At 64.1% G+C, this 21,600-nt stretch carries 22 protein-coding genes and 1 tRNA gene; 13 read left to right on the top strand and 10 right to left on the bottom strand.

What is annotated here, in order from left to right; genetic code table 11:
- Positions 1–125 precede the first annotated feature (125 nt).
- The gene (gene otnI / locus HDG39_RS03710; RefSeq protein ID WP_184003362.1) at positions 126–935 is read left to right on the top strand and encodes a hydroxypyruvate isomerase; all 810 of its coding nucleotides are present in this window, start codon (positions 126–128) and stop codon (positions 933–935) included.
- Between the two features lie 75 nt (positions 936–1,010).
- Positions 1,011–1,922: a 2-hydroxy-3-oxopropionate reductase gene (locus HDG39_RS03705; protein ID WP_184003359.1), complete on the top strand. Its 912-nt coding sequence runs from the start codon at positions 1,011–1,013 to the stop codon at positions 1,920–1,922.
- 259 nt (positions 1,923–2,181) lie between these two features.
- Here the strand turns inward: HDG39_RS03705 and HDG39_RS03700 are convergent, their stop codons facing one another.
- The 6 genes from HDG39_RS03700 to HDG39_RS03675 form a co-directional block, all read right to left on the bottom strand.
- Complete coding sequence (locus HDG39_RS03700) at positions 2,182–3,228, bottom strand: asparaginase (RefSeq protein WP_184003357.1); 1,047 nt, start codon at positions 3,226–3,228, stop codon at positions 2,182–2,184.
- Positions 3,229–3,406: 178 nt separating this feature from the next.
- On the bottom strand, positions 3,407–4,333 hold the full coding sequence (locus HDG39_RS03695; RefSeq protein WP_184003355.1) for a CysB family HTH-type transcriptional regulator: 927 nt from the start codon (positions 4,331–4,333) through the stop codon (positions 3,407–3,409).
- Between the two features lie 120 nt (positions 4,334–4,453).
- Positions 4,454–5,512 carry a sulfate/molybdate ABC transporter ATP-binding protein gene (locus HDG39_RS03690; RefSeq protein ID WP_184003353.1) on the bottom strand — a complete coding sequence of 353 codons (1,059 nt, stop codon included), beginning with the start codon at positions 5,510–5,512 and terminating at the stop codon, positions 4,454–4,456.
- The gene (gene cysW, locus HDG39_RS03685) at positions 5,513–6,520 is read right to left on the bottom strand and encodes a sulfate ABC transporter permease subunit CysW (protein WP_184003351.1); all 1,008 of its coding nucleotides are present in this window, start codon (positions 6,518–6,520) and stop codon (positions 5,513–5,515) included.
- Positions 6,517–7,413 (bottom strand): sulfate ABC transporter permease subunit CysT, encoded by an 897-nt coding sequence (gene cysT / locus HDG39_RS03680; RefSeq protein ID WP_184003349.1) that lies wholly within the window; start codon positions 7,411–7,413, stop codon positions 6,517–6,519. The genes cysW and cysT overlap by 4 nt, the downstream gene beginning before the upstream one ends.
- A 162-nt stretch (positions 7,414–7,575) precedes the next feature.
- Positions 7,576–8,622 carry a sulfate ABC transporter substrate-binding protein gene (locus HDG39_RS03675; protein WP_184003347.1) on the bottom strand — a complete coding sequence of 349 codons (1,047 nt, stop codon included), beginning with the start codon at positions 8,620–8,622 and terminating at the stop codon, positions 7,576–7,578.
- 310 nt (positions 8,623–8,932) lie between these two features.
- Between HDG39_RS03675 and lexA the strand changes: the two genes are divergently transcribed.
- The 3 genes from lexA (at position 8,933) to HDG39_RS03660 (ending at position 10,767) form a co-directional block, all read left to right on the top strand.
- Positions 8,933–9,583, top strand: a complete 651-nt coding sequence (gene lexA / locus HDG39_RS03670; protein ID WP_026225415.1) for a transcriptional repressor LexA — start codon at positions 8,933–8,935, stop codon at positions 9,581–9,583.
- A 102-nt stretch (positions 9,584–9,685) separates the two neighbouring features.
- Entirely contained in the window at positions 9,686–10,030 is a 345-nt protein-coding gene (locus HDG39_RS03665; RefSeq protein ID WP_018418189.1) for a hypothetical protein, read from the top strand.
- A gap of 119 nt (positions 10,031–10,149) precedes the next feature.
- On the top strand, positions 10,150–10,767 hold the full coding sequence (locus HDG39_RS03660; protein WP_184003345.1) for a DUF2939 domain-containing protein: 618 nt from the start codon (positions 10,150–10,152) through the stop codon (positions 10,765–10,767).
- 119 nt (positions 10,768–10,886) lie between these two features.
- Here HDG39_RS03660 and HDG39_RS03655 read toward each other — a convergent pair whose 3' ends face one another.
- Positions 10,887–11,354, bottom strand: a complete 468-nt coding sequence (locus HDG39_RS03655; protein WP_018418191.1) for a universal stress protein — start codon at positions 11,352–11,354, stop codon at positions 10,887–10,889.
- 421 nt (positions 11,355–11,775) lie between these two features.
- Here HDG39_RS03655 and nodI point away from each other — a divergent pair, with 421 nt between their 5' ends.
- Positions 11,776–12,690 (top strand): nodulation factor ABC transporter ATP-binding protein NodI, encoded by a 915-nt coding sequence (gene nodI / locus HDG39_RS03650; RefSeq protein WP_184003343.1) that lies wholly within the window; start codon positions 11,776–11,778, stop codon positions 12,688–12,690.
- Between the two features lie 19 nt (positions 12,691–12,709).
- A complete protein-coding gene (locus tag HDG39_RS03645; protein WP_184003341.1) occupies positions 12,710–13,537 on the top strand; it encodes an ABC transporter permease in 828 nt (275 codons plus the stop codon).
- 92 nt (positions 13,538–13,629) lie between these two features.
- On the opposite strand, the gene HDG39_RS03640 is transcribed toward HDG39_RS03645, so the two are convergent.
- The gene (locus HDG39_RS03640) at positions 13,630–14,052 is read right to left on the bottom strand and encodes a hypothetical protein (protein ID WP_184003339.1); all 423 of its coding nucleotides are present in this window, start codon (positions 14,050–14,052) and stop codon (positions 13,630–13,632) included.
- Between the two features lie 280 nt (positions 14,053–14,332).
- On the bottom strand, positions 14,333–15,316 hold the full coding sequence (locus HDG39_RS03635; RefSeq protein ID WP_184003337.1) for a LysR family transcriptional regulator: 984 nt from the start codon (positions 15,314–15,316) through the stop codon (positions 14,333–14,335).
- Between the two features lie 255 nt (positions 15,317–15,571).
- On the opposite strand from HDG39_RS03635, the gene HDG39_RS03630 reads away from it, so the two are divergent.
- Complete coding sequence (locus HDG39_RS03630; RefSeq protein ID WP_184003335.1) at positions 15,572–16,996, top strand: M20 family metallopeptidase; 1,425 nt, start codon at positions 15,572–15,574, stop codon at positions 16,994–16,996.
- A 95-nt stretch (positions 16,997–17,091) separates the two neighbouring features.
- Here HDG39_RS03630 and HDG39_RS03625 read toward each other — a convergent pair whose 3' ends face one another.
- The gene (locus HDG39_RS03625) at positions 17,092–18,144 is read right to left on the bottom strand and encodes an NADP(H)-dependent aldo-keto reductase (RefSeq protein ID WP_184003333.1); all 1,053 of its coding nucleotides are present in this window, start codon (positions 18,142–18,144) and stop codon (positions 17,092–17,094) included.
- 168 nt (positions 18,145–18,312) lie between these two features.
- On the opposite strand from HDG39_RS03625, the gene HDG39_RS03620 reads away from it, so the two are divergent.
- From HDG39_RS03620 to HDG39_RS03600, 5 genes are all read left to right on the top strand, one after another.
- Positions 18,313–18,540 carry a DUF3820 family protein gene (locus HDG39_RS03620; RefSeq protein ID WP_184003331.1) on the top strand — a complete coding sequence of 76 codons (228 nt, stop codon included), beginning with the start codon at positions 18,313–18,315 and terminating at the stop codon, positions 18,538–18,540.
- A gap of 247 nt (positions 18,541–18,787) precedes the next feature.
- Positions 18,788–19,033, top strand: a complete 246-nt coding sequence (locus HDG39_RS03615) for a hypothetical protein (RefSeq protein WP_184004167.1) — start codon at positions 18,788–18,790, stop codon at positions 19,031–19,033.
- Between the two features lie 593 nt (positions 19,034–19,626).
- Entirely contained in the window at positions 19,627–19,992 is a 366-nt protein-coding gene (locus tag HDG39_RS03610) for a hypothetical protein (RefSeq protein ID WP_184003329.1), read from the top strand.
- Between the two features lie 116 nt (positions 19,993–20,108).
- Positions 20,109–21,110 (top strand): tRNA dihydrouridine(20/20a) synthase DusA, encoded by a 1,002-nt coding sequence (dusA, locus tag HDG39_RS03605; RefSeq protein ID WP_184003328.1) that lies wholly within the window; start codon positions 20,109–20,111, stop codon positions 21,108–21,110.
- A gap of 90 nt (positions 21,111–21,200) precedes the next feature.
- A tRNA-His gene (locus HDG39_RS03600) sits at positions 21,201–21,276 on the top strand.
- Positions 21,277–21,600 lie beyond the last annotated feature (324 nt).

Genomic DNA, 21,600 nt, shown 5'->3' with positions numbered 1-21,600 from the left:
TGCGTCTTCGCGGTATTCGCAGCATTCAGCGCGCTCGATACGCGAGGGCCGAGTTCATGCTCTGCGCCCTCGCCTCATCACGACCAGCGCGCCATTCCCTGACCGACCTGAGAGACAAAAGCACCATGCCTAAATTCGCAGCGAACCTGACGATGCTGTTCAACGAAGTGCCGTTCCTCGACCGTTTCGCGGCAGCGGCCAACGCCGGCTTTCATGCCGTCGAATTCCTGTTTCCCTATCCGTATTCGATCGCCGAATTGAGCGAACGTCTGCAACAGAACCGCCTCAAGCTGGTGCTGCACAACCTGCCGGCCGGCAACTGGGAAGCCGGCGAACGCGGCATCGCGTGCCTGCCCGATCGGGTCGCCGAGTTTCAGGAAGGCGTGGGCCGCGCGATCGAATACGCAAGCGCGTTGAAGGTGCCGCAACTGAACTGCCTCGTCGGCATTCCGCGCGCGAACGTCGACGCCCACACCGCCCGCGCAACGATCGTCGACAACCTGCGCTTTGCCGCGCGCGAGCTCAAGAAGGCCGGCATCCGGCTGCTCGTCGAGCCATGCAACTCGTACGACATTCCGGGCTTCGCGCTGAACCGTTCCCGCGATGGACTCGCCGTGATTCGCGAGGTCGGCTCGGACAATCTGTTCCTGCAGTACGACATCTATCACATGCAGCGGATGGAAGGCGAACTCGCGGCGACGATCGAAAAGAACCTCGCGCAGATCGCGCATATCCAGCTCGCGGACAACCCCGGGCGGCACGAACCGGGCACCGGCGAAATCAACTATCCGTATCTGTTCGCGCTGCTCGACTCGCTCAGCTTCGACGGCTACGTCGGTTGCGAATACAAGCCGCGCACGACGACCGATGCCGGCCTCGGCTGGGTGCAAAGTATGGCAGGTCAGGCGCGCGGCGCGGCACACGCGGCGGCTTGAGGGTCCTCAGGGATCGTCACGGCTCCCTGAAGGTCCTCAACGCACGTCCCCTAATAACCCTGGAGATTCACACACATGGCAAAGATCGGCTTCATCGGACTCGGCATCATGGGCGCGCACATGGCGCGCAACCTCATCAAGGGCGGACACGCGCTGTTCGTGAACGGCGCGTATCCGGTGCCGGACGACATCGCGAAGAGCACGAGCGTAGTCGCCAGTTCGACCGCGGTCGCGCAGGCCGCCGACATCGTCATCATCATGGTGCCGGACACACCTGACGTCGCCAACGTGCTGTTCGCCGACGACGGCGTCGCCGCCGGCCTCACCAAAGGCAAGCTCGTCATCGACATGAGCTCGATCTCACCGCTCGACACCCAGGCGTTCGCGAAGAAGATCAACGCGCTCGGCGTCGACTATCTCGATGCGCCGGTGTCGGGCGGCGAAATCGGCGCGCGGGATGCGTCGCTGACGATCATGGTCGGCGGTCCCGAGAAAGCCTTTGCGCTGGCCAGGCCGTTGTTCGAACTGATGGGCAAGAACATCTCGCTGATCGGCGACAACGGCGCGGGTCAGACCTGCAAGGTCGCGAACCAGATCATCGTCGCGCTGAACATCGAAGCGGTCGCGGAAGCGCTGCTGTTCGCGTCGCGTTCGGGCGCCGACCCAGAGCGCGTGCGGCGCGCGCTGATGGGAGGCTTCGCGTCGTCGCGGATTCTCGAAGTGCATGGCGAGCGCATGACGAAGCGCACGTTCAATCCGGGTTTCCGGATCGAGTTGCATCAGAAGGACTTGAATCTCGCGCTCGATGGCGCGCGTAAGCTCGGCATCGCGCTGCCGCATACCGCGAGCGCGCAGCAACTGTTCAGCGTCTGCGCCGCGAACGGCGGCAAGGCGTGGGATCATTCGGCGATGGTGCGCGCGCTCGAAATCATGGCGAATCATGAAGTCGCTCAGGCGCCGGACAGTGAAGAAGCGAAGGCGGCTTGAGGTCTTCACGCTTCCTCTGCAGTTCAGCTCGCCGTTGATTCCGCCGGTTGCCGCTTCGGCATCGGCGACGTCACGGTGAACACAGGTGGGGCGCCCGTTCGTTGCACGGCAGCTTGGATTGCCGGCGCGGCGCAACGGGCAAATCGCGCCGCTCTGGGCTGAGAGCGGCAAGTGGGGTCCGCAGCGGCACCCGTCGGTGACGGGGAAGCCTTGGTCGGTCAGACGTCGTCGTCGGGTGTCCGGCTGTCGGATTCGCCAATCAATACGTATCGAACACCTTCTGCAACGCCGCCGGCGCAGTGTGGCCCGCGGCCAGCGCCAGCATCAGCAGCACCCTCGCCTTGTACGGATTCAGCGAACCCGCGCTGACGAAACCGAGCGCATCGTCGGCCGCCGCGCCGTTGCGCATCACATGCCCCGAACCCACGCGCGACGAGCGCACCACCGCCACGCCGCGCAACGCGGCATCCGCCAGTGCCTGCTGCAACGACTGGTGGATCGAGCCATTGCCCGTACCCGCCACGACGATGCCGCGCACATCCGCGGCGACCAGCGCATCGATGGCGACCCGCGACACGCCCGCATAGCTCGTGACGATCTCCACCTGCGGCCACGCCGCATCGATTGCGAATTCGCTCGCGACCGTATGCGCGCGCACCACGCTGCGCTGGAATTCGACGCGGCCATCCTGCACCCAGCCGAGCGCGCCGATTTCGGGCGACTGGAAAGCATCGACCGCATAGGTGCTCGTTTTCACGACGTCGCGCGCGCTGTGAATCCGGTTGTTGAACGCAACCAGCACGCCCTGACCGCGTGCCGCCGCGTGCGCAGCGACCGTCACCGCGTTTAGCAGGTTCAGCGGACCGTCGGCGGAGAGCGCCGACGCTGGGCGCATCGCCGCGGTCAGCACGACCGGCTTGTCCGACTTGACGGTCAGATGCAGCAGATAGGCGGTTTCTTCGAGCGTATCGGTACCGTGCGTGACCACCAGGCCGTCGACGTCGTCCGTCGCGAGCAGCGCGTTGATGCGTTGCGCGAGTGTGGTCCACAGCGGCAGCGACATGTCCTTGCTGTCGACGCTGGCGATCTGCTCGGGCGCGATTCGCGCGACCGTAGACAACGCCGGCACCGCCGCGAGCAGCTGATCGACGCCGACGACGCCCGCCTGATAGCCCGACGTATTGGCCGCATCCGGGGCGGAGCCGGCGATCGTGCCGCCGGTCGCGAGCACCGCGATGCGCGGCAGCGTCGGCGCGGTGCTATGGCCGGGGGAAATCGGCGGAGAGGGAGAAGTCGAGGTATTCATGGCGGCGATTGTAAGCGATGCGCTTCGCGTCGCCATGCGTGGAAGACCGGACGCGGGTTCGGCTTGCGCGAGCGTGCGCAACGCGCGAGCGGGCTCAAATCTCATGCGGTGCCCAATTGCACTCATCACCACAAGTATTGACGACGGGTGCAAGTCCCACCCTAAGCTGCTCGCGGCTCTAAGCCGCCTCGCGCAACTGCGCCGCGATGTCTGCCTCGCTCAACTGCGGCGCGAACATCTCGATCAACCGATAGGCGTACGCGCGCAGGAACGCGCCCTTGCGCAAGCCGACACGCGTCGTGCTCGCCTCGAACAGATGCTGCGTGTCGAGCGCGACGAGTTCGCTGTCGCGCTTCGGGTCGTAGGCCATTGCCGCGACCACGCCGATGCCCATGCCGAGTTCGACGTAGGTCTTGATCACGTCGGCGTCGATCGCGGTCAGCACGACGTCGGGCAACGCACCCGCTTTCGCGAACGCCTGATCGATATGCGAGCGGCCGGTGAAGTCCTGGTCGTAGGTGATGATCGGGAATTCGGCGATCTCGTCGAGCGTCAGATTCGCTCGGCCGACGAGCGGATGATCCTTCGGCACCACCACGACGTGATGCCACGAATAGCACGGGAACGTGACGATGTCGGGAAAACGGTCGAGCGCCTCGGTCGAGATGCCGATATCCGCCTCGCCGTTGATGATCATCTGCGCGATCTGCTGCGGGCTGCCCTGGCGCAGCGCCAGATGCACTTTCGGGAACACCGACGTGAACTGCCGAACCACCTTCGGCAATGCGTAGCGTGCCTGCGTGTGGGTGGTCGCGACGACGAGGTGGCCGCTGTCCTGATCCGCGTACTGACGCGCGACGCGGCGCAGATTCTCCGCATCGAGCAGCATCCGCTCGATCAACTGATGCACGGCCTTGCCCGGTTCGGTGAGCCCGGTCAGACGCTTGCCGCGGCGGATGAAGATGTCGACCCCGAGTTCGTCCTCGAGATCCTTGATCTGCTTCGATACGCCCGACTGCGACGTGTAGAGCACGTTCGCCACTTCGGTCAGGTTCATGTTCTGCCGCACGGCTTCGCGCACGAAGCGCAATTGCTGGAAATTCATCGTTGTGTCTCCGGTTCTGCCAGAGTTGAGTTTTATTGGAGCCGCAAATGCCAGGCGATCCACGCGGTACGGCTGATACGTTCTCGCTTGTCATCAGCGCCGCGCAGCGGCGCCGCCACCTCACTGCGCCGGAAACACCCGCAGCGCGCGCGGCACCGCGGTCACGCCGTCGCCGACCGCGAGTTGCAGATCACGCCACGTTTCGCGATCGAGTTCGGCTTCGAGCAGATTGCCCTCGCGACCCGAGAGCTCGACGCGCACCGAACCGCCGAGCGTCACCACGCGCCGCACGTCGACGACAATGCCCTCGCGATGCCCCGCCGCCTGCGGATACAACTGCAGATCGTGCGGCCGCACATAGGCGAACGCCGGGCCCCTAAAACCCTCCGCGATCGCGACCGGCAGCGCCGCGCCATCGACGACGAAGCCTTGCGCATCGACGCTGCCGTGCAGGCGGTTCGCCGCGCCGAGAAACTCGTAGACGAACGGCGTCTGCGGATGGTCGTACACCTCCTGTGGGCTCCCTACCTGCTCGACATGCCCGCGATTGAGCACGACGATACGATCCGCCACTTCGAGCGCTTCTTCCTGATCGTGCGTGACGAAGATCGTCGAAATATGCAGATCGTCGTGCAGGCGACGCAACCAGCTGCGCAGTTCCTTGCGCACCTTCGCGTCGAGCGCGCCGAACGGCTCGTCGAGCAACAGCACCTTCGGCTCCACGGCCAACGCACGTGCGAGCGCGATGCGCTGGCGCTGGCCGCCGGACAGCTCCGACGGATAGCGCTGTGCGAGCCAGTCGAGCTGCACGAGCTTCAGCAACTCATGCACCTTCTCACGAATCACCTGCTCGGACGGACGTTCCTTGCGCGGCTTCACGCGCAGCCCGAACGCGACGTTTTCGAACACCGTCATATGACGGAACAGCGCGTAGTGCTGGAACACGAAACCCACCTCGCGCTCACGCGCGCCGACCGCCGCGACATCCTGGCCTTGCAGTTCGACCTGGCCGCCATCCGCGTATTCGAGGCCGGCGATCACACGCAGCAACGTCGTCTTGCCGCAACCGGACGGCCCGAGCAGCGCGACGAGTTCGCCCGGCGGAAAGTCGAGCGACACGTTGTCGAGCGCGACGAAATCGCCGAAGCGCTTTTGCAGGTTACGAACGGTGATACCCATTTACAGCTCTCCTTGCTTGAGCGGATGTCGCTGCGACGCAGGCGTGGCGTTGACGAAAAACGAATGAGAAGCGGACTGCGCGCTATTGGCCTGCGAAGCGCCGGACGGCGACACGGGCCCCGCATACGCAGGCACTTCGCGCGCCGCCGACAGTTCCGCCGACATCTGACGCTCGGCCAACAGCTTGAGCCCCAGCGTAACCAGCGCCAGCAGCGCGAGCAGCGAGGCCACGGCGAACGCGGCCGAGAAGTTGTACTCGTTGTAGAGGATTTCGACGTGCAACGGCATCGTGTCGGTCTGCCCGCGAATATGGCCCGACACGACCGACACCGCGCCGAACTCGCCCATTGCGCGCGCATTGCACAGAATCACGCCGTACAGCAGACCCCACTTGACGTTCGGCAGCGTGACGCGACGGAACGTCTGCCAGCCCGATGCGCCGAGCACGTGCGCGGCTTCTTCCTCGTCGTTGCCCTGCGCCTGCATCAGCGGAATCAGCTCGCGCGCGACGAACGGGAACGTGACGAAGATCGTCGCGAGCACGATGCCCGGCACCGCGAAGATGATCTGCACGTTGTGATCTTCGAGCCACGGGCCGAACCAGCCCTGCGCGCCGAACATCAGCACGTAGATCAGACCGGAGATCACCGGCGACACCGAAAACGGCAGATCGATCAACGTGGTCAGCAGCGCCTTGCCACGGAATTCGAACTTCGCGATACACCACGACGCCGCAAGGCCGAACACGAGGTTCAGCGGCACCGCGATTGCCGCGGTGAGCAGCGTCAGTTTGATCGCCGACAGCGCATCCGGATCGGCGAGCGCTTCGAAGTAAAAACGCAGCCCCTTGTTCAGCGCCTGGTAGAACACCGCGGCGAGCGGGACGACCAGAAACAGCGCGAGAAACAGCAGTGCGAGGCCGATCAGCAGCCAGCGCACGACCGCCGGCTCGCTGACCGGATCGGGGCGACGCGCCACGCTCGCCGGGTTGGTCGGAACGCGGCTCATTGCACACCTCCACCGATAGCGGCGACGCTCGTGGCCACTGGCGCCGATCCCGTATTGCCGCGGCTCGTGCGCCGCTGCAGATACCACTGCAGCGTGTTGATCGACAGCAGCATCAGGAACGACACGACCAGCATCACGACCGCGAGCGCCGTCGCGCCCGCATAGTCGTATTGCTCGAGCTTCGTGATGATCAGGAGCGACGTGATCTCCGACTTCATCGGCACATTGCCTGCGATGAAGATCACCGAGCCGTATTCGCCGAGCGCGCGCGCAAAGGCGAGCGCGAAGCCGGTCAGCAGCGCCGGGAACACGGCCGGCAGCACGACGCGGCGAAACGTGAGCCAGCGCGACGCGCCGAGACACGCGGCCGCCTCCTCCTGCTCGCGCTCGAACTCATCGAGCACCGGTTGCACGGTGCGCACGACGAACGGCAGGCCGATGAACGTCAGCGCGACCAGCACACCCGCCGGCGTGAACGCGATCTTGATGCCGAGCGGCGCGAGAAACTGGCCGATCCAGCCGTTGCCCGCATACACGGCCGCGAGCGAAATGCCCGCCACCGAGGTGGGCAGCGCGAACGGCAGATCGACGACCGCATCGACGATCCGCTTGAACGGAAACGTGTAGCGCACCAGCACCCACGCGACGAGAAAGCCGAACACCGCGTTGATCAGCGCGCCGCCTAGCGCCGAGAAAAACGTCAGCCGATACGACGCGAGCACACGCGGCGACGTGACCGCGCGCACGAACTGATCCCAGTCGAGCGTCGCGGTTTTCAGAAAGGTCGCCGCCAATGGAACCAGCACCACGAGGCTCAGATAAGCCACCGTGATGCCGAGTGTCAGGCCAAAACCGGGCAATGCGCTCGGCTTGCGGAAGGTCAACGTGGTCATGCTGGATACCCGTTCATGGTTGATGCTCGCGCGGTTGTTCGTTTTGCCGTGTTGCCGTACTGCGGTACTGCCGCACTCTGCTTGCCACCGGACCCCGGTTAGCCGAAAGCGCGCCCATCAGGCGCGCCCTTTTGCCCCTGCCTGTGATTCAGGCGGTGGTTCTTACTGCGGCTGATAAATCGAATCGAACACGCCGCCGTCCGCGAAATGGGTCTTCTGCGCGTTGGTCCAACCGCCGAACGAATCGTCGATCGTGTACAGCTTCAGTTTCGGAAACTTCGCGGTCAGATCGGCGGGCACCTTGCTGGAACGCGGACGATAGAAATTGCGCGCGGCGATCTCCTGACCTTGCTCGCTATACAGGAAGTTCAGATACGCCTCGGCCAGCTTGCGCGTGCCGTGTTTGTCGACGACCTTGTCGACCACCGCAACCGGCGGCTCGGCCAGAATGCTCACCGACGGCACCACGATCTCGAACTTGTCCGGACCAAACTCCTTCAGCGACAGGAACGCCTCGTTTTCCCACGCGATCAGCACGTCGCCGATACCGCGCTGCACGAAGCTCGTGGTCGCGCCGCGCGCGCCCGAATCGAGCACGCCGGCGTTCCTGTACAGCTTGCCGACGAACTCCCTGGCCTTCTGGTCGTTGCCGCCCGGTCGATGCTCGGCGTACGCCCACGCGGCCAGGTAGTTCCAGCGCGCGCCGCCCGAGGTCTTCGGATTCGGCGTCACGATCGACACGCCCGGCTTCACCAGATCGTCCCAATCCTTGATGTGCTTCGGGTTGCCCTTGCGCACCAGAAACACGATCGTCGACGTGTACGGCGATGCGTTGTCCGGCAGACGCTTTTGCCAGTTCTTGTCGACGAGCCCCTTGTTCGCGAGCGCGTCGATGTCATAGGCGAGCGCAAGCGTCACGACGTCGGCCTGCAGCCCGTCGAGCACCGAGCGAGCCTGCGCGCCCGAGCCGCCGTGCGACTGCTTGAAGGTGACGGCTTCGCCGGTCCTGGCCTTCCATTCCTTGCCGAATGCCTGATTGATGTCCTGATACAGCTCGCGCGTCGGATCGTAGGACACGTTCAACAGCGTGGTGTCGGCGTGCGCGACGCCGCTTACGCCCAACATGCCGAGCGCACCCGCCGCGCCGACGGCGAGCGCCGCGATCAGTTTTCTGGTTCGAGCCGCGAGCCCCGTATGCCGATGGTTCATTTCAATTTTTCTCCGCGTGATGTCCGCTGGTGAGCGTCTGGTGTTGTTCTGCGTCGCGGTCACGTGCACATGAGCGCCAACCGGAGGCCAGTCTATCGAAGCGCTTTCATCATTAAAAATAATGTTTCTTCATTTTTTAATACTCAAAAGTGGTAACGACAGATGCGCCGGCTGCTGGGACGCCGAAAACGCCGTCGTGTCGCCGATCAACGACGTCTCAGCGCGCCCCTTGCGCCGAACTTAAAGTAAAGCTTGAAATGCGCCGAATACTGTATAAAAATACAGTCACCTGTTCATACATACAGTGGCCATGACAAAACTCACCGCACGACAGCAGCAGGTTTTCGATCTGATCCGCCGCGCGATCGAACGCACCGGCTTTCCGCCCACCCGCGCGGAAATTGCCGCCGAACTCGGGTTCAGCTCGGCCAATTCCGCGGAAGAGCATCTGCGCGCGCTGGCGCGCAAGGGCGTGATCGAACTCGCGGCCGGCGCGTCGCGCGGCATCCGCCTGCTGTCTGGGCAGGAGGACGCGCCGTATCAGTTCACCCTGCCGCATGCGGGCCTGATGCAGTTGTCGTTGCCGCTGATCGGCCGGGTCGCGGCGGGTAGCCCGATCCTCGCGCAGGAACATATCTCGCAGCACTACGCGTGTGACCCGGCGCTGTTCTCGAGCAAGCCCGACTACCTGCTGAAGGTGCGCGGCCTGTCGATGCGCGACGCGGGCATTCTCGACGGCGACCTGCTCGCGGTGCAAAAGCGCACCGAAGCGAAGGACGGCCAGATCATCATTGCGCGGCTTGGCGACGACGTGACGGTCAAGCGTCTGAAGCGCCGGCCGAACGGCATCGAACTGATCGCCGAAAACCCCGATTACGACAACATCTTCGTGGAAACCGGCAGCGCCGATTTCGCGCTCGAAGGAATCGCGGTCGGGCTGATCCGTCCCAGCGAGTTCTGATCTTTCGCTGTCGCCAGAACGCTTGCGCCGGTTTGTCCGACCCGAGCCGCATTTACGCCCGAATTTACGCCCGCATCTACGCCGCATCGCCTGGAGAGACTCATGGAACGCCTTGCCCGCCTGTTGCCCTTTCGCCAGTTCGGCCGTCTGCGCCATCTGCGCAAGCTCACGCCCTGCGCACTAATCGAGGCGCCCGCTGCGCGCACGCCGTCGCTCTTCGACGCGACTGCCGAAGCTTCCGGTCTGCCGTCGTCGTTGCCGGCGTTCGCGCGCGTGTCGCTGAATTCGGCGCTGAACATCGCCGAGCCCGCGCGTCGCGCGCCGGTGCGGGTCTATCATGGACCGTCGCGACTGATCATGGTCGGCACGGTCGACGCCGTATGCCGTATGATCGATCGCTGCATAGCCGACGAAGCCAACGTGCACGGCGCGGTGTTCGAAGCCTGAGCGAATCCTGAGTACGCATGCAACAAGCACTTCGGATGTTCAGAGATTCGCGTGGGATGGGATCGTTCCGACCTCGCCGTGGTCGACGTTAGATCATCACTGACGTGGAGTCCCATTCGATGACAATTCGGAAACGCACACAGGGCAGCGCCACCCGGCCGCTGCTGATCACGCTGATCGTGGTGATCGTGATTGCCGCGCTGGGCTTTATTTATGCGTCACCGTATCTCGCGGTGAACAATCTCAAACGCGCCGCAGATGCGCGCGACGTGCAAACTGTCAATCAATACGTGGACTTTCCCGCGCTACGCGATAGCCTGAAGCAACAGGTGGGCGCCATGCTGACACGCCGACTCGAGGCGGATGCCGGCAACAAGATGGCCACGATCGGCGCGGTGATCGGCGTGACGCTGATCGGCCCGCTCGTCGATGCCTATGCGACACCCGACGGCGTCGCGGCGCTGCTGAACGGCATGCCGCCGCGTGGCACGCCGGGCGAGCAACCGTCCGCGCCGCCAGCCGCGGGCGGCGAAGCGCCGGCCGCACCAGCCGCGGGCGACACCACCACCCAGGCAAGCGCACCGCCGCCCGGGCGTCAAAGCACGGCCGGCTATCGCAGTCTCAACGAGTTTGTCGTCACGTACCGGCGTGGCGAAGGTAACGCGAACTATTCGGCAATCTTGCGTCGCGAAGGTCTAGTCACGTGGAAGCTCGCGGCGATCGATCTGAACGAGTGAGATCGAAGCCTGGCCGGATGAGATGCGTGGCTGGCCATCGGGGCCGGCCACGCGACAGGGTCTATTCACATTCTGGGCTAGATGACAGGGCGCGCGGCTTCGCGTCCCTCACTAGCCTATTACGCCGCAGCTGCCTGCTGCTGCTCCTGCGCGGACGAGCACGCCACCAGAATGCTGCACGACACGCGGTCGAGCAGCGGCGTGTTGCCCGCCCCCATCCACCACCGCGACAAACCAGTCCGGCAGCGATGACCCACCACCACGAGGTCGACCTGCAACTCGTTGGCAAGATTGGCGATCTCGTCGATCGGATGACCGAATGCGAAATGCCCTTGCGCGCTCACGCCGCGTTCGGTCAGCCAGTTCACGCCCTCCTGCAAAATCTCGCGGGCTGTTTTTTCAAAGCTGCCGCAGGCGACGTCCGTCAGCAGGCCCGCGCTTTGGGCAATGCTAGAACGCATGTCGACCACCGACAGCAGATGCGTTTCCGCCTTCAGTTCCAACGCCAGATCGGCACCGCAACGCAGGGCTTTGCGGCCTTCGCGCGAGCCGTCGTAGCACAACAGAATTTTCTGGTAGCTCGCCATCTGTTTTCTCCATTCGCGCGGAAAGCGCGGTCTGAATCAATCATGGTGCGCCGCAATTCAGCTTGCAAGGGATGGAAAACGCTAAGTGCATACTCGGTGCATGCCGATCCAGTCTGCACAAGCGTTGGGCGACCCGACGCAGCGTTTGCACACGGATGCCGCAATGCAAAACTTCGTTTGCGAACGCTGCGTCGACACACTGCGGGCCTGTTGACGTGCCAGTCGTGCCACCGCCAATCAGCGGCGCCAATCGACACCGACGAGCACATCGCACCCCACGCATGACGCGTTCCCGGACACCCGCTCGCATCAGCGATCCGATACCTGGAGCAAGCGGCTTCGCGTGCGCAATGCGTGCATCGCAGCTATGTTGTGTGTCTTGCGCGTACCTTGTGTCTTTTCCCGGAGCCTTGCTCGAACCATGCCCACCGCCCCCATCGAATTCCATCAGGTCAGGAAAAGCTACGGCGAAAAAACGGTCGTCGACGGATTGTCGTTTCATGTGAACACCGGCGAATGCTTCGGGCTGCTCGGCCCCAACGGCGCCGGTAAGACCACGACATTGCGCATGCTGCTCGGCATTGCGGCGCCCGACGCCGGCGCGATCCGGCTGTGCGACGAGCCGATCCCGGGCCGCGCGCGCCTCGCACGCTCGCGCGTCGGCGTGGTGCCGCAGTTCGACAACCTCGATCCCGATTTCACGGCGCGCGAAAATCTGCTCGTATTCGGTCGCTACTTCGGTCTGAGCGCCGCGCAGTGTCGCGCGGCGGTGCCGGGTCTGCTCGAATTCGCCCGCCTCGAGAACAAGGCGGACGCGCGCGTGAGCGAACTGTCGGGCGGCATGAAGCGGCGCCTCACGCTCGCGCGCGCACTGATCAACGATCCCGACGTGCTGATCATGGACGAGCCGACCACCGGTCTCGATCCGCAAGCGCGCCATCTGATCTGGGAGCGGCTGCGCTCGCTGCTCGCGCGCGGCAAGACCATCCTGCTGACCACGCACTTCATGGAAGAAGCCGAACGGCTCTGTCATCGACTGTGCGTGATCGAGGAAGGCCGCAAGATCGCCGAAGGGGCGCCGCGCGAGTTGATCGAATCCGAGATCGGCTGCGACGTGATCGAGATCTACGGCCCCGATCCGTTTGCGTTGCGCGACGAACTCGCGCCGCTCGCCGAGCGCACCGAGATCAGCGGCGAGACGCTGTTCTGTTACGTGAACGACGCGCAGCCCGTGCATATGCGCCTCAAGCAGCGCGCCGATTTGCGCTATCTGCATCGGCCGGCGAATCTCGAGGATGTGTTTCTGCGGCTCACCGGTCGCGAGATGCAGGACTGAACCCATAGCGAGACACTTGATGGACGCACGTACTTACGAAACCCACGACGGCACGCCATCGGCGCAAGAGCCGTTCGGTGCCTTCCCCGCCAACGCCACGAACTGGATCGCGGTATGGCGCCGCAACTACCTGGTGTGGAAAAAGCTCGCGATCGCGTCGATGTTCGGCAACCTCGCCGATCCGATGATCTATCTGTTCGGTCTCGGCCTCGGGCTCGGGCTGATGGTCGGGCACGTCGACGGCGTGTCGTATATCTCGTTCCTCGCGGCGGGCACGGTGGCGTCGAGCGTGATGATGTCGGCGAGCTTCGAGTCGATGTATTCGGGCTTTTCGCGCATGCACGTGCAGCGCACGTGGGAAGCGATCATGCATACGCCGCTCACGCTCGGCGATATCGTGCTCGGCGAGGTGGTGTGGGCCGCCAGCAAATCGGTGTTGTCGGGTGTGGCGATCATGCTGGTGGCGGGCGCGCTCGGCTATGCGAGTTTTCCGTCGATGCTGCTCGCGCTGCCGGTCATCGTGCTGGCCGGTCTCGCGTTCGCGAGCCTCGCGATGATCGTGACGGCGCTCGCGCCGTCATACGACTTTTTCATGTTCTATCAGACGCTCGTGCTCACGCCGATGCTGCTGCTCTCCGGCGTGTTCTTTCCGATCTCGCAACTGCCCGGCGCCGCGCAAGCGGTGACTGCCGCGCTGCCGCTCGCCAATGCGGTCGATCTGATGCGCCCGGCGATGCTCGGTCGGCCGATGGAGTACGCCGCGCTGCATGTGAGCGTGCTGGCCGCTTATGCGATCGGCGGCTTCATCGTGTCGGCGATCCTGTTTCGGCGTCGCATGATGAAGTAAGCCGAATGCGCGGGCGGCGCGTTGCGCCTGCACCCGCGCAAGACGACGCCGCGTCGGTCGTCGCATGGCGTGTTTGCTATCGTTGCGCGCGCTCAGTCCTCGTCATCGGTCCACGGAATGTCGACGTCGGAGATGAACGCGACCGTCGCGAACGGGCCGCCCTCGTGACGCCCGATCTTGCCATCGGCGCGCTGCCACTCCACCCGGAACACGGTGGCCGGATCATCCGCGATCAGCCGCACCGTGCGCAATTCGTCGGGATCGGCGTCCTCGACCGGACCGTCGAGCGAGATCAGCAGCGCCTGTGGCCATATACCATCGGCGGGATCGTAGATCTTGTCGCCGTCGTGAATCAGCGTGAAGGCTTCCACGCCGATGGTCGCCGACGCATCGACGATCATCTTGGCGAGCGCACGCAACAACGCGGTCGCTCGCGCCGAGTTCGCCTGACGGATCGCGAGATCACCGCGCGTGAGAGCCTGCTCGAGTTTTGGATTGGTTTTCTGTTGCGCCATGGCTGTGTTGGTCCTATCGCTCTGTTGTGGGCAACGCGCCATCGGGACGACGCGCCGCGTTTCTATTTGGGTCCATCTGTTGCCGCCTGTGTGCATTGCAGCATCGCGGGCTGGGCGGCAGGTCCGCGGTTCGACTGCCATTGTTCCGCGTTTCCCCTGATCGTGGCGCGCACCATCAGGGTCGTTTTCTCAGGGCCGTCCTTGCCGTCCACCACAGTTTAGGTCGTGATTCGGATTCCGGGAGAACATTTGCCGCTTGGTGCGTTGCATGTGACGCATTTCATGCATCGGCTCGCGGACGCCGCGGCGTACGTTTACCGCGTCCGCCGGCGACCTTCGACGCCTGCGCCCCAGCCGGCTTCGCATCCGCGATCCGCGCGATCAAATGGTCGCGAAACGTGCGCACCGACGAGGGCAACTCGCGCCCCGCCATCGTCTGCACCTGGATGCTGCGCTGGCGCATCTGCGGGTCGGTGAGCGGAATCACGACGAAGCCGTCGTCGGCATAGCGGTCGCGCACCGACAGCAGCCCCGTGAACATGATCGCTCCGGACCGCTGCGCGTAGCGATAACTCGCGCCGCTGTTGTTGCAGATCAGGTCCGGCTCGAGGAGGATGCCTTCGAGCGCGCACGTGATGTCGATCAACTGGCGAATCGTGGTGCCCGTCTCTGACAACACGAGCGGATAGCGACTCACCTCGGCGAGCGACAGTTTCGCGCGCGCCGCGAGCGGGTGATCGGCGCGCAGCAGCACGAACACCGGCGCGCGTTCGGTGTGCTCGACCTTCACGCCCTTCTCTGGCGCGAGGCTGAACGACAGCGCGATATCGACGTCGCCGTCGCGCACGTGGCGAGTGGCGTCGGCCGGCGACATCACGGTCAGCGTGAAATCGATGCCGGGGTGCTCGGCGCGGAAATCCGCAATCGCGGCAGGCAGGAAGTCGACCGCAAAGCCCTCGGCGGTCGCGATCTTGATCCGGCTGCCGTGCAAGCTCGCGAGGCCGCTAATCTCTTTCATCACGTGCTCGGCTTCGAGCAGGCTGCGTTGCGCGTACGCAAGCAGCCGCTCACCGGCCTCGGACAGCGCCATGCCGCGCGGACGCCGCTCGAACAGCGTCACGCCGAGCCCGCTTTCGAGCCGCGCGATTTGTCGGCTGATCGCCGATACCGCGACGTGCAGCCGTTCCGACGCGTCGCTCAGCGAGCCGCTGCGCGCGACTTCGACGAAATAACGCAACGCGATGCCATGCAGTGAACGTGCCATCCTGGACGCCTCGATCGAATCTGTTGCAACGGTGCCATGGGTGGGCGGGTGCCGCGGTTCGAGCCGACGCGCGACGCTTTGCTTTTCCGGCAAGGCAAGCTTCGAAACATGATCATTGTGACAAAAATGGCGCGCTTCTAGAATCGGTTGCAATGACGTTGCAGGCGATTCGCCTGAACGCCGCGCCGAGCATCGAGCCATCGAGCCTGGCGGCCCTCAGCCCCTTCACCCATCCCCCGCATCGGAGACATCGACATGAGCCGCAACCAGGCCATCGAGCTCGCCACCCGGCATTTCGAATCCGGCGCTTTTCTCGCCGATCTGAACCGCCGCGTCGGATTTCGCACCGAAAGCCAGGAAAGCGATCGCGGCGCGCTGCTGCTGTCCTATCTGACCGACGAAATCCAGCCCGAAGCGGAGCGCCTCGGCTTCAGCACGCGCATCGTCGATAACCCGGTCGACGGCTTCGGTCCGTTCCTGATCGCCAACCGTCACGAAGGCGATCATCTGCCGACCGTGCTGATCTACGGCCACGGCGACGTCGTGCGCGGCTACGACAGCCAGTGGCGCGCGCCGCTGACGCCGTGGGCGGTGACCGTGGAAGGCGAGCGCTGGTTCGGTCGCGGTACCGCCGACAACAAAGGCCAGCACTCGATCAACCTCGCCGCGCTCGCGAGCACACTCGCCGCGCGCGACGGCAAACTCGGCTTCAACACGAAGCTGTTGATCGAGATGGGCGAGGAAACCGGCTCACCGGGGCTCGACGCGATCTGCCATGCGCATCGCGACGAACTGGCCGCCGACGTGCTGATCGCCTCCGACGGTCCGCGTCTCGCAGCGCGTCGTCCGACCGTGTTTCTCGGCTCGCGCGGCGCGGTCAATTTCAGACTATCGCTGAACCTGCGCGACGGCGCGCATCACTCGGGCAACTGGGGCGGCTTGCTGCGCAATCCGGCGACGGTGCTCGCCAACGCGCTCGCGAGTCTCGTCGATGCGCGCGGCGTGATTGCAGTCGACGGCCTGCGTCCGCCGCCGATCCCCGAGGCCGTGCGCCGCGCACTTGCCGACATCACGGTGGGCAACGGTCCGGGCGACCCCACCGTCGATGATAACTGGGGCGAGCCGGGTCTTTCCGCGCCCGAGCGCGTGTTCGGCTGGAACAGCTTCGAAGTGCTGGCCTTCAAGGCGGGCAATCCGGAGAACCCGGTCAACGCGATTCCGCCGTCGGCGTTCGCGGTCTGCCAGTTGCGTTTCGTGGTCGGCACCGATTGGGAAAACCTCGGCGAGCACCTGCGCGCGCATCTCGATGCGCACGGTTTTCAGCTGGTCGAAATCGACGTCGAACGCGGCGCGCCAGCCACGCGGCTGGATCCCGACGATCCGTGGGTCACGTGGGCGATCGCGTCGCTCGAAGCGACCACCGGCAAGAAGACCGCGCTGCTGCCGAATCTCGGCGGCACGCTGCCGAACGAGGTATTCGCCGACACGCTCGGTCTGCCGACGATCTGGGTGCCGCATTCTTATCCGGCCTGCTCGCAGCATGCGCCGAACGAGCACCTTCTGGCTCCGGTGGTGCGCGAGGGACTGCAGATGATGGCGGGACTGTTCTGGGATCTCGGCGAGAATTCGCCGCTTGCGGCGAAGCGCGAGACGGTGGATACGGCAAAGGCCGCGGGTTGAGTTTGGCCGATGCCGAGTGACTCGCTGCGCCTTCCGCGGCGGCCCCGGCAATCGACCGGGGCCACCGCGGCAAGCGCGTCGCGCTTACCTCGACATCAAGGCGCCGGATTCGGCTGCAGCTCGTGCAGCCTGTCGATTTCCGCCAGCACTTCCGGCGACAGCTTCACGTCCACGCTGGCGATGTTTTCCTTCAATTGCTCGAGCGAGGTCGCGCCGATCAGATTGCTGGTCACGAACGGCCGGCGATTGACGAACGCGAGCGCGAATTGCGCGGGGGTCATGCCGTGGCGCTTCGCGAGCTCGACGTAACGCGTGGTCGCTTGCACGGCTTGCGGCTTGCTATAGCGCTGGAAGCGCTCGAACAGCGTGATGCGCGCGCCGGCAGGACGCGCGCCGCCTTCGTACTTGCCCGACAGCCAGCCGAACGCGAGCGGTGAATACGCGAGCAGACCGATGTTGTCGCGATGCGCGTACTCGGACAGACCCACTTCGTACGTGCGGTTCAACAGGCTGTACGGATTCTGGATGCTGACGATGCGCGGCAAGCCGAGCCTTTCGGCCGCGCGCAGAAACTGCGCGACGCCCCACGGCGTTTCGTTCGACACGCCGATATGGCGCACCTTGCCTGCCTTCACGAAATCGGCGAGCACCGTCAGCGTTTCCTCGATCGGCACCGTGTACGCGTCGTCGACCCACGGATACGACGGGCGGCCGAACGTCATCGTGCTGCGATCCGGCCAGTGCAGCTGATACAGGTCGACGTAGTCCGTTTGCAGACGTTTGAGGCTGTCGTTGAGCGCCTCGGTCAGGTTCTTGCGATCGAACTGGTTGCCCTCGCCGCGAATATGACGCGGATTGTGCGGCTGACGCGCGGGGCCCGCGATCTTGGTGGCGAGCACGATCTTCTCGCGCGCGCTCTTGTGCTGCGCGAGCCACGTGCCGATGTAGCGCTCCGTCGAGCCTTGCGTTTCGGCGCGCGGCGGCACCGGATACATTTCCGCGGTGTCGATCAGGTTCACGCCGTGATCGAGCGCGTAGTCGATCTGCGCGTGCGCTTCCTGCTCGGTGTTCTGCTCGCCCCACGTCATCGTGCCGAGACCAATCAGGCTAACCTGCACGTCGGAGTCGCCGAGTCTGCGGTATTCCATCTAACTTGTCCTGTTGAAGATGTGAACGGAAAGCGCAGACGTTACCACGCCGGCGCATTACCTGCAGCAAGGCTAGAATGCGGGGCCATGCGTTGCAGCGCGCCGCCTGGTGCTTGCGCGTTGCGCGCTTTGCGCTCTCGATGCGCGTTTCATCATGACTTCGTTGCCATGAATCACGAACACCTCGAATTGCTGGTCACGCGCGTGATGCCCTACGGGAAATATAAAGGCCGCGTGATCGCCGACCTGCCCGGCCACTATCTGAACTGGTTCGCGAGCCAGGGCTTTCCGCCCGGCGAGATCGGCCGTCTGCTCGCGTTGATGCACGAGATCGATCACAACGGCTTGAAACCGCTGCTCGGCCCCTTGCGCAAACCGAAGCCCCTGGAGCGTTGAGACCGTCGCCGTGAAAGCGTTGCCAAGCCGGCTGAAAGTCGCGGCGCAGGCAAGCTGCAAGCAATGTAGGACAGTACAAATTCATACAGGTTTTTTCTTGCGGATCACGTTTGCGTGGCCTTTAATCGGCATAGGTCGTCGCGCTGTGAAACGTCGAGAGTGAAGCGGATCAGTCGTCATTCACTGAACAATTTCGATGTGTTCCGGCGCTGTCCGATCCCCCGCCTTCGTGACTGCCTGCATGTCCATGTCGCAATTCAGCCTGTCGGCGTTGCTCGAATTCATCGGCCACGATCTGTCGCCGGTGCGCGCGGTCATCCTGTTCTTCGTGATCGGCTACGTCGTGGTCGGACTGCCCGTGCATTTTCGCCAGGGCGCGGCCTCGCGCGACATCTGGGGCACGGCCGCCGGCGTGACGATGGCCGCGATCTACGCGGCGTTCACTGCCGGCGTGTACCCGTGGCTGCATCACGTGTCAGTAATCGCGCGTTGAGCGTCGGCCGCCGTCAGGTCGGGTCCGAGACCTTCCCATAGCGGTTCAGGCAATTCGCCTCGCGGCTGCCAGCGCCGCACCGACGTTCGATACAACGGTCGGCGCACCTGTGCCGAACTCGCGGTGCTGACACGCCGCATCTTCTCGCGAAATGCGAGGCAACGTTCGTCTCACTCGACCCCGCAATGCGCGTGCATGCGACGCACGTTCGCTTCGCTATCGTCGACCAGCTCCTAGCGCGACGGCGGTCGGGCGGCGGCGTCGCGGGCGAATGGGTTGTTCGCTTTCGTCGAGCAGAAGCGCGGATTTCCGCGCGGGCACGCGAATCGCTTCCGACTCAAACGACGAATCATCCGATGGAAGTTAGCAGCCACGCCCTTCAGTAATGTTTCAGATCGTTAACGAAGTTTCACCGCAGCGCCGCTCGGTAATACGCGAGAAGTTTAGCGAAACGGTCGAGCGTCGCGGCAACGGCTCGCGTGGTCGAAGCCCCGAGCGCGCACCGCCGCGCCGGCGCCGGTAACGCTCGGACACAAACGCGGCTGAACTCCGTTGCGCGCGGTTTTTCTGAGGATTACGTGAAGGAGAAAATCGTGACCAGGCTCATTGCATCGATGACGCTGCTCGCGGCCGCGGCAGCGAGCATCACTGGATGCGTCGTCGCTCCGCCAGCGGACTACGGCTACGCGCAACCCTACTATCCCTACGCGTATGGACCGCCTTACTACGGACCGGCGTACGGCTCGGTTGGTATCTATGGCGGTTTCGGAGGGCGGTGCTGCTATTACGGACATGGGTATTGGCACGGGCGCGGCGGATGGCATGGCGGAGGCTGGCACGGCGGGCACGGCGGCTGGCATGGCGGGGACGGCGGATGGCACGGTGGCGGATACGGCGGCATGCACGGCGGCGGCAGCTCATGGAGCAGTGGTGGCGGGATGGGGGGCCATGGGCATTGAAGCATTGACGCATTGACGAACCGGCGCCCGCCTCTGTCGCGATATGGCTCCAGCGCCCGGCGGTTTCTGGCCTTGCGGTAAAATTGATGTTTTGATTCAAGCCGCTTGGCCGCTCCATGTCTTTACCTCGCACTCCCAGCCCCCGCCGCGTGTCCGTTGCCCCGATGATGGAGTGGACGGATCGTCATTGCCGCTCGCTGCATCGAATGATTTCGGGCCGTACCTGGCTTTACACGGAAATGGTGACGACCGGCGCGCTGCTGCACGGCGACGTGCCGCGTCATCTCGCATTCACGCCCGACGAAGCGCCAGTCGCGCTGCAACTCGGCGGCAGCGAGCCCGACGATCTCGCGCGTTCGGCCAAGCTCGGCGAGCAATGGGGCTATGACGAAATCAACCTGAATTGCGGCTGCCCATCCGAGCGCGTGCAACGCGGCGCGTTCGGCGCATGCCTGATGAACGAGCCGCAACTCGTCGCCGATTGCGTGAAGGCGATGCGCGACGTCGTATCGGTGCCAGTCACGGTCAAGCACCGCATCGGCGTCGATACGGTCGAGGAATACGGCTTCGTCCGCGATTTTGTCGGCACGATCGCGCTAGCCGGCTGTGAGGTCTTTATCGTTCATGCGCGCAACGCGATCCTGAAGGGCCTGAGCCCGAAGGAAAACCGCGAGATTCCACCGCTCAAGTACGACTACGCGTATCAGTTGAAGCGCGATTTTCCGCAGCTGGAAATCATCATCAATGGCGGTATCAAGACGCTCGACGAAGTCGACGCGCATCTTCAGCACGTCGACGGCGTGATGCTCGGGCGCGAGGCGTATCACAACCCCTACCTGCTCGCCGATGTCGACGCGCGCTTCTACGGCTCCGCGCAGGCGCCGCTGACGCGCGAGCAGGTCGAAGCGAAACTGATCGAGTATTGCGCGACCGAAATGGCGCGCGGCACCTATCTCGGCGCGATCACGCGCCATGCGCTTGGGCTGTATCGCGGCGAAGCGGGTGCGCGTGGTTGGCGTCGAGTTTTGTCCGACAGCAAGCGACTTGCGGCCCGTGATCTGACCATCTTCGACGAAGCAAGACAGCATCTGCGCGAGCCCCTCGAACTTTTTGAATAAAGGACTAGGCAAACCACAATCTAGTCCCCTATAATCTCGTTTCTTCGTCGGCGCGACAGGTTTTTAGAGCAAGTCAAGCGGACGTTAGTGGTGGCTGTAGCTCAGTTGGTAGAGTCCAGGATTGTGATTCCTGTCGTCGTGGGTTCGAGTCCCATCAGCCACCCCAAAGAATCCATTAGAATCAATCGCCTATCGAATTCCTCAGATTTCATCAGTGAAATTCGGAACGGAGCGAGGATTTCCGAATAAGGCCCGCCATCGAGCGGGCTTTTTTGCGTCCCGATTTGGGCGAAGAGCGACACGCTCTCGCACTGGAGTTCGGCTGGCGCCCGAGTCTTGACCGAGTTGCCTATCGATAAGTGATGGGAGGACTGGAACCCCTGGATTCCTTGTAGCCACGGGCTCTAATGAACGATGCTGGCAAATCATCTGGCTGGAGTATCGCCGCATAGCAGTCCTCGCGGAAATCGTATCGATAGGTGCCGTCCCG

The sequence above is a fragment of the Paraburkholderia lebeckiae genome, from assembly GCF_014201005.1.
GTDB classification, from domain to species: domain Bacteria; phylum Pseudomonadota; class Gammaproteobacteria; order Burkholderiales; family Burkholderiaceae; genus Paraburkholderia; species Paraburkholderia tuberum.
The sequence above is the reverse complement of the archived record's forward strand: the minus strand, read 5'-3'. Positions and strand labels throughout refer to the sequence as shown.

Bases quoted from the DNA above. Each gene is read 5' to 3' on its own strand.
- nodI (WP_184003343.1), top strand. From the start codon at position 11,776: ATGCCCACCGCCCCCATCGAATTCCATCAGGTCAGGAAAAGCTACGGC.
- HDG39_RS03625 (WP_184003333.1), bottom strand. From the start codon at position 18,144: ATGGAATACCGCAGACTCGGCGACTCCGACGTGCAGGTTAGCCTGATT.
- cysW (WP_184003351.1), bottom strand. From the start codon at position 6,520: ATGAGCCGCGTTCCGACCAACCCGGCGAGCGTGGCGCGTCGCCCCGAT.
- HDG39_RS03620 (WP_184003331.1), top strand. From the start codon at position 18,313: ATGAATCACGAACACCTCGAATTGCTGGTCACGCGCGTGATGCCCTAC.
- HDG39_RS03635 (WP_184003337.1), bottom strand. From the start codon at position 15,316: ATGGCACGTTCACTGCATGGCATCGCGTTGCGTTATTTCGTCGAAGTC.
- HDG39_RS03695 (WP_184003355.1), bottom strand. From the start codon at position 4,333: ATGAATTTCCAGCAATTGCGCTTCGTGCGCGAAGCCGTGCGGCAGAAC.
- HDG39_RS03640 (WP_184003339.1), bottom strand. From the start codon at position 14,052: ATGGCGCAACAGAAAACCAATCCAAAACTCGAGCAGGCTCTCACGCGC.
- HDG39_RS03660 (WP_184003345.1), top strand. From the start codon at position 10,150: ATGACAATTCGGAAACGCACACAGGGCAGCGCCACCCGGCCGCTGCTG.
- HDG39_RS03665 (WP_018418189.1), top strand. From the start codon at position 9,686: ATGGAACGCCTTGCCCGCCTGTTGCCCTTTCGCCAGTTCGGCCGTCTG.
- HDG39_RS03645 (WP_184003341.1), top strand. From the start codon at position 12,710: ATGGACGCACGTACTTACGAAACCCACGACGGCACGCCATCGGCGCAA.
- HDG39_RS03675 (WP_184003347.1), bottom strand. From the start codon at position 8,622: ATGAACCATCGGCATACGGGGCTCGCGGCTCGAACCAGAAAACTGATC.
- dusA (WP_184003328.1), top strand. From the start codon at position 20,109: ATGTCTTTACCTCGCACTCCCAGCCCCCGCCGCGTGTCCGTTGCCCCG.
- HDG39_RS03655 (WP_018418191.1), bottom strand. From the start codon at position 11,354: ATGGCGAGCTACCAGAAAATTCTGTTGTGCTACGACGGCTCGCGCGAA.
- HDG39_RS03630 (WP_184003335.1), top strand. From the start codon at position 15,572: ATGAGCCGCAACCAGGCCATCGAGCTCGCCACCCGGCATTTCGAATCC.
- HDG39_RS03690 (WP_184003353.1), bottom strand. From the start codon at position 5,512: ATGGGTATCACCGTTCGTAACCTGCAAAAGCGCTTCGGCGATTTCGTC.
- lexA (WP_026225415.1), top strand. From the start codon at position 8,933: ATGACAAAACTCACCGCACGACAGCAGCAGGTTTTCGATCTGATCCGC.
- cysT (WP_184003349.1), bottom strand. From the start codon at position 7,413: ATGACCACGTTGACCTTCCGCAAGCCGAGCGCATTGCCCGGTTTTGGC.
- otnI (WP_184003362.1), top strand. From the start codon at position 126: ATGCCTAAATTCGCAGCGAACCTGACGATGCTGTTCAACGAAGTGCCG.
- HDG39_RS03615 (WP_184004167.1), top strand. From the start codon at position 18,788: ATGTCGCAATTCAGCCTGTCGGCGTTGCTCGAATTCATCGGCCACGAT.
- HDG39_RS03700 (WP_184003357.1), bottom strand. From the start codon at position 3,228: ATGAATACCTCGACTTCTCCCTCTCCGCCGATTTCCCCCGGCCATAGC.
- HDG39_RS03705 (WP_184003359.1), top strand. From the start codon at position 1,011: ATGGCAAAGATCGGCTTCATCGGACTCGGCATCATGGGCGCGCACATG.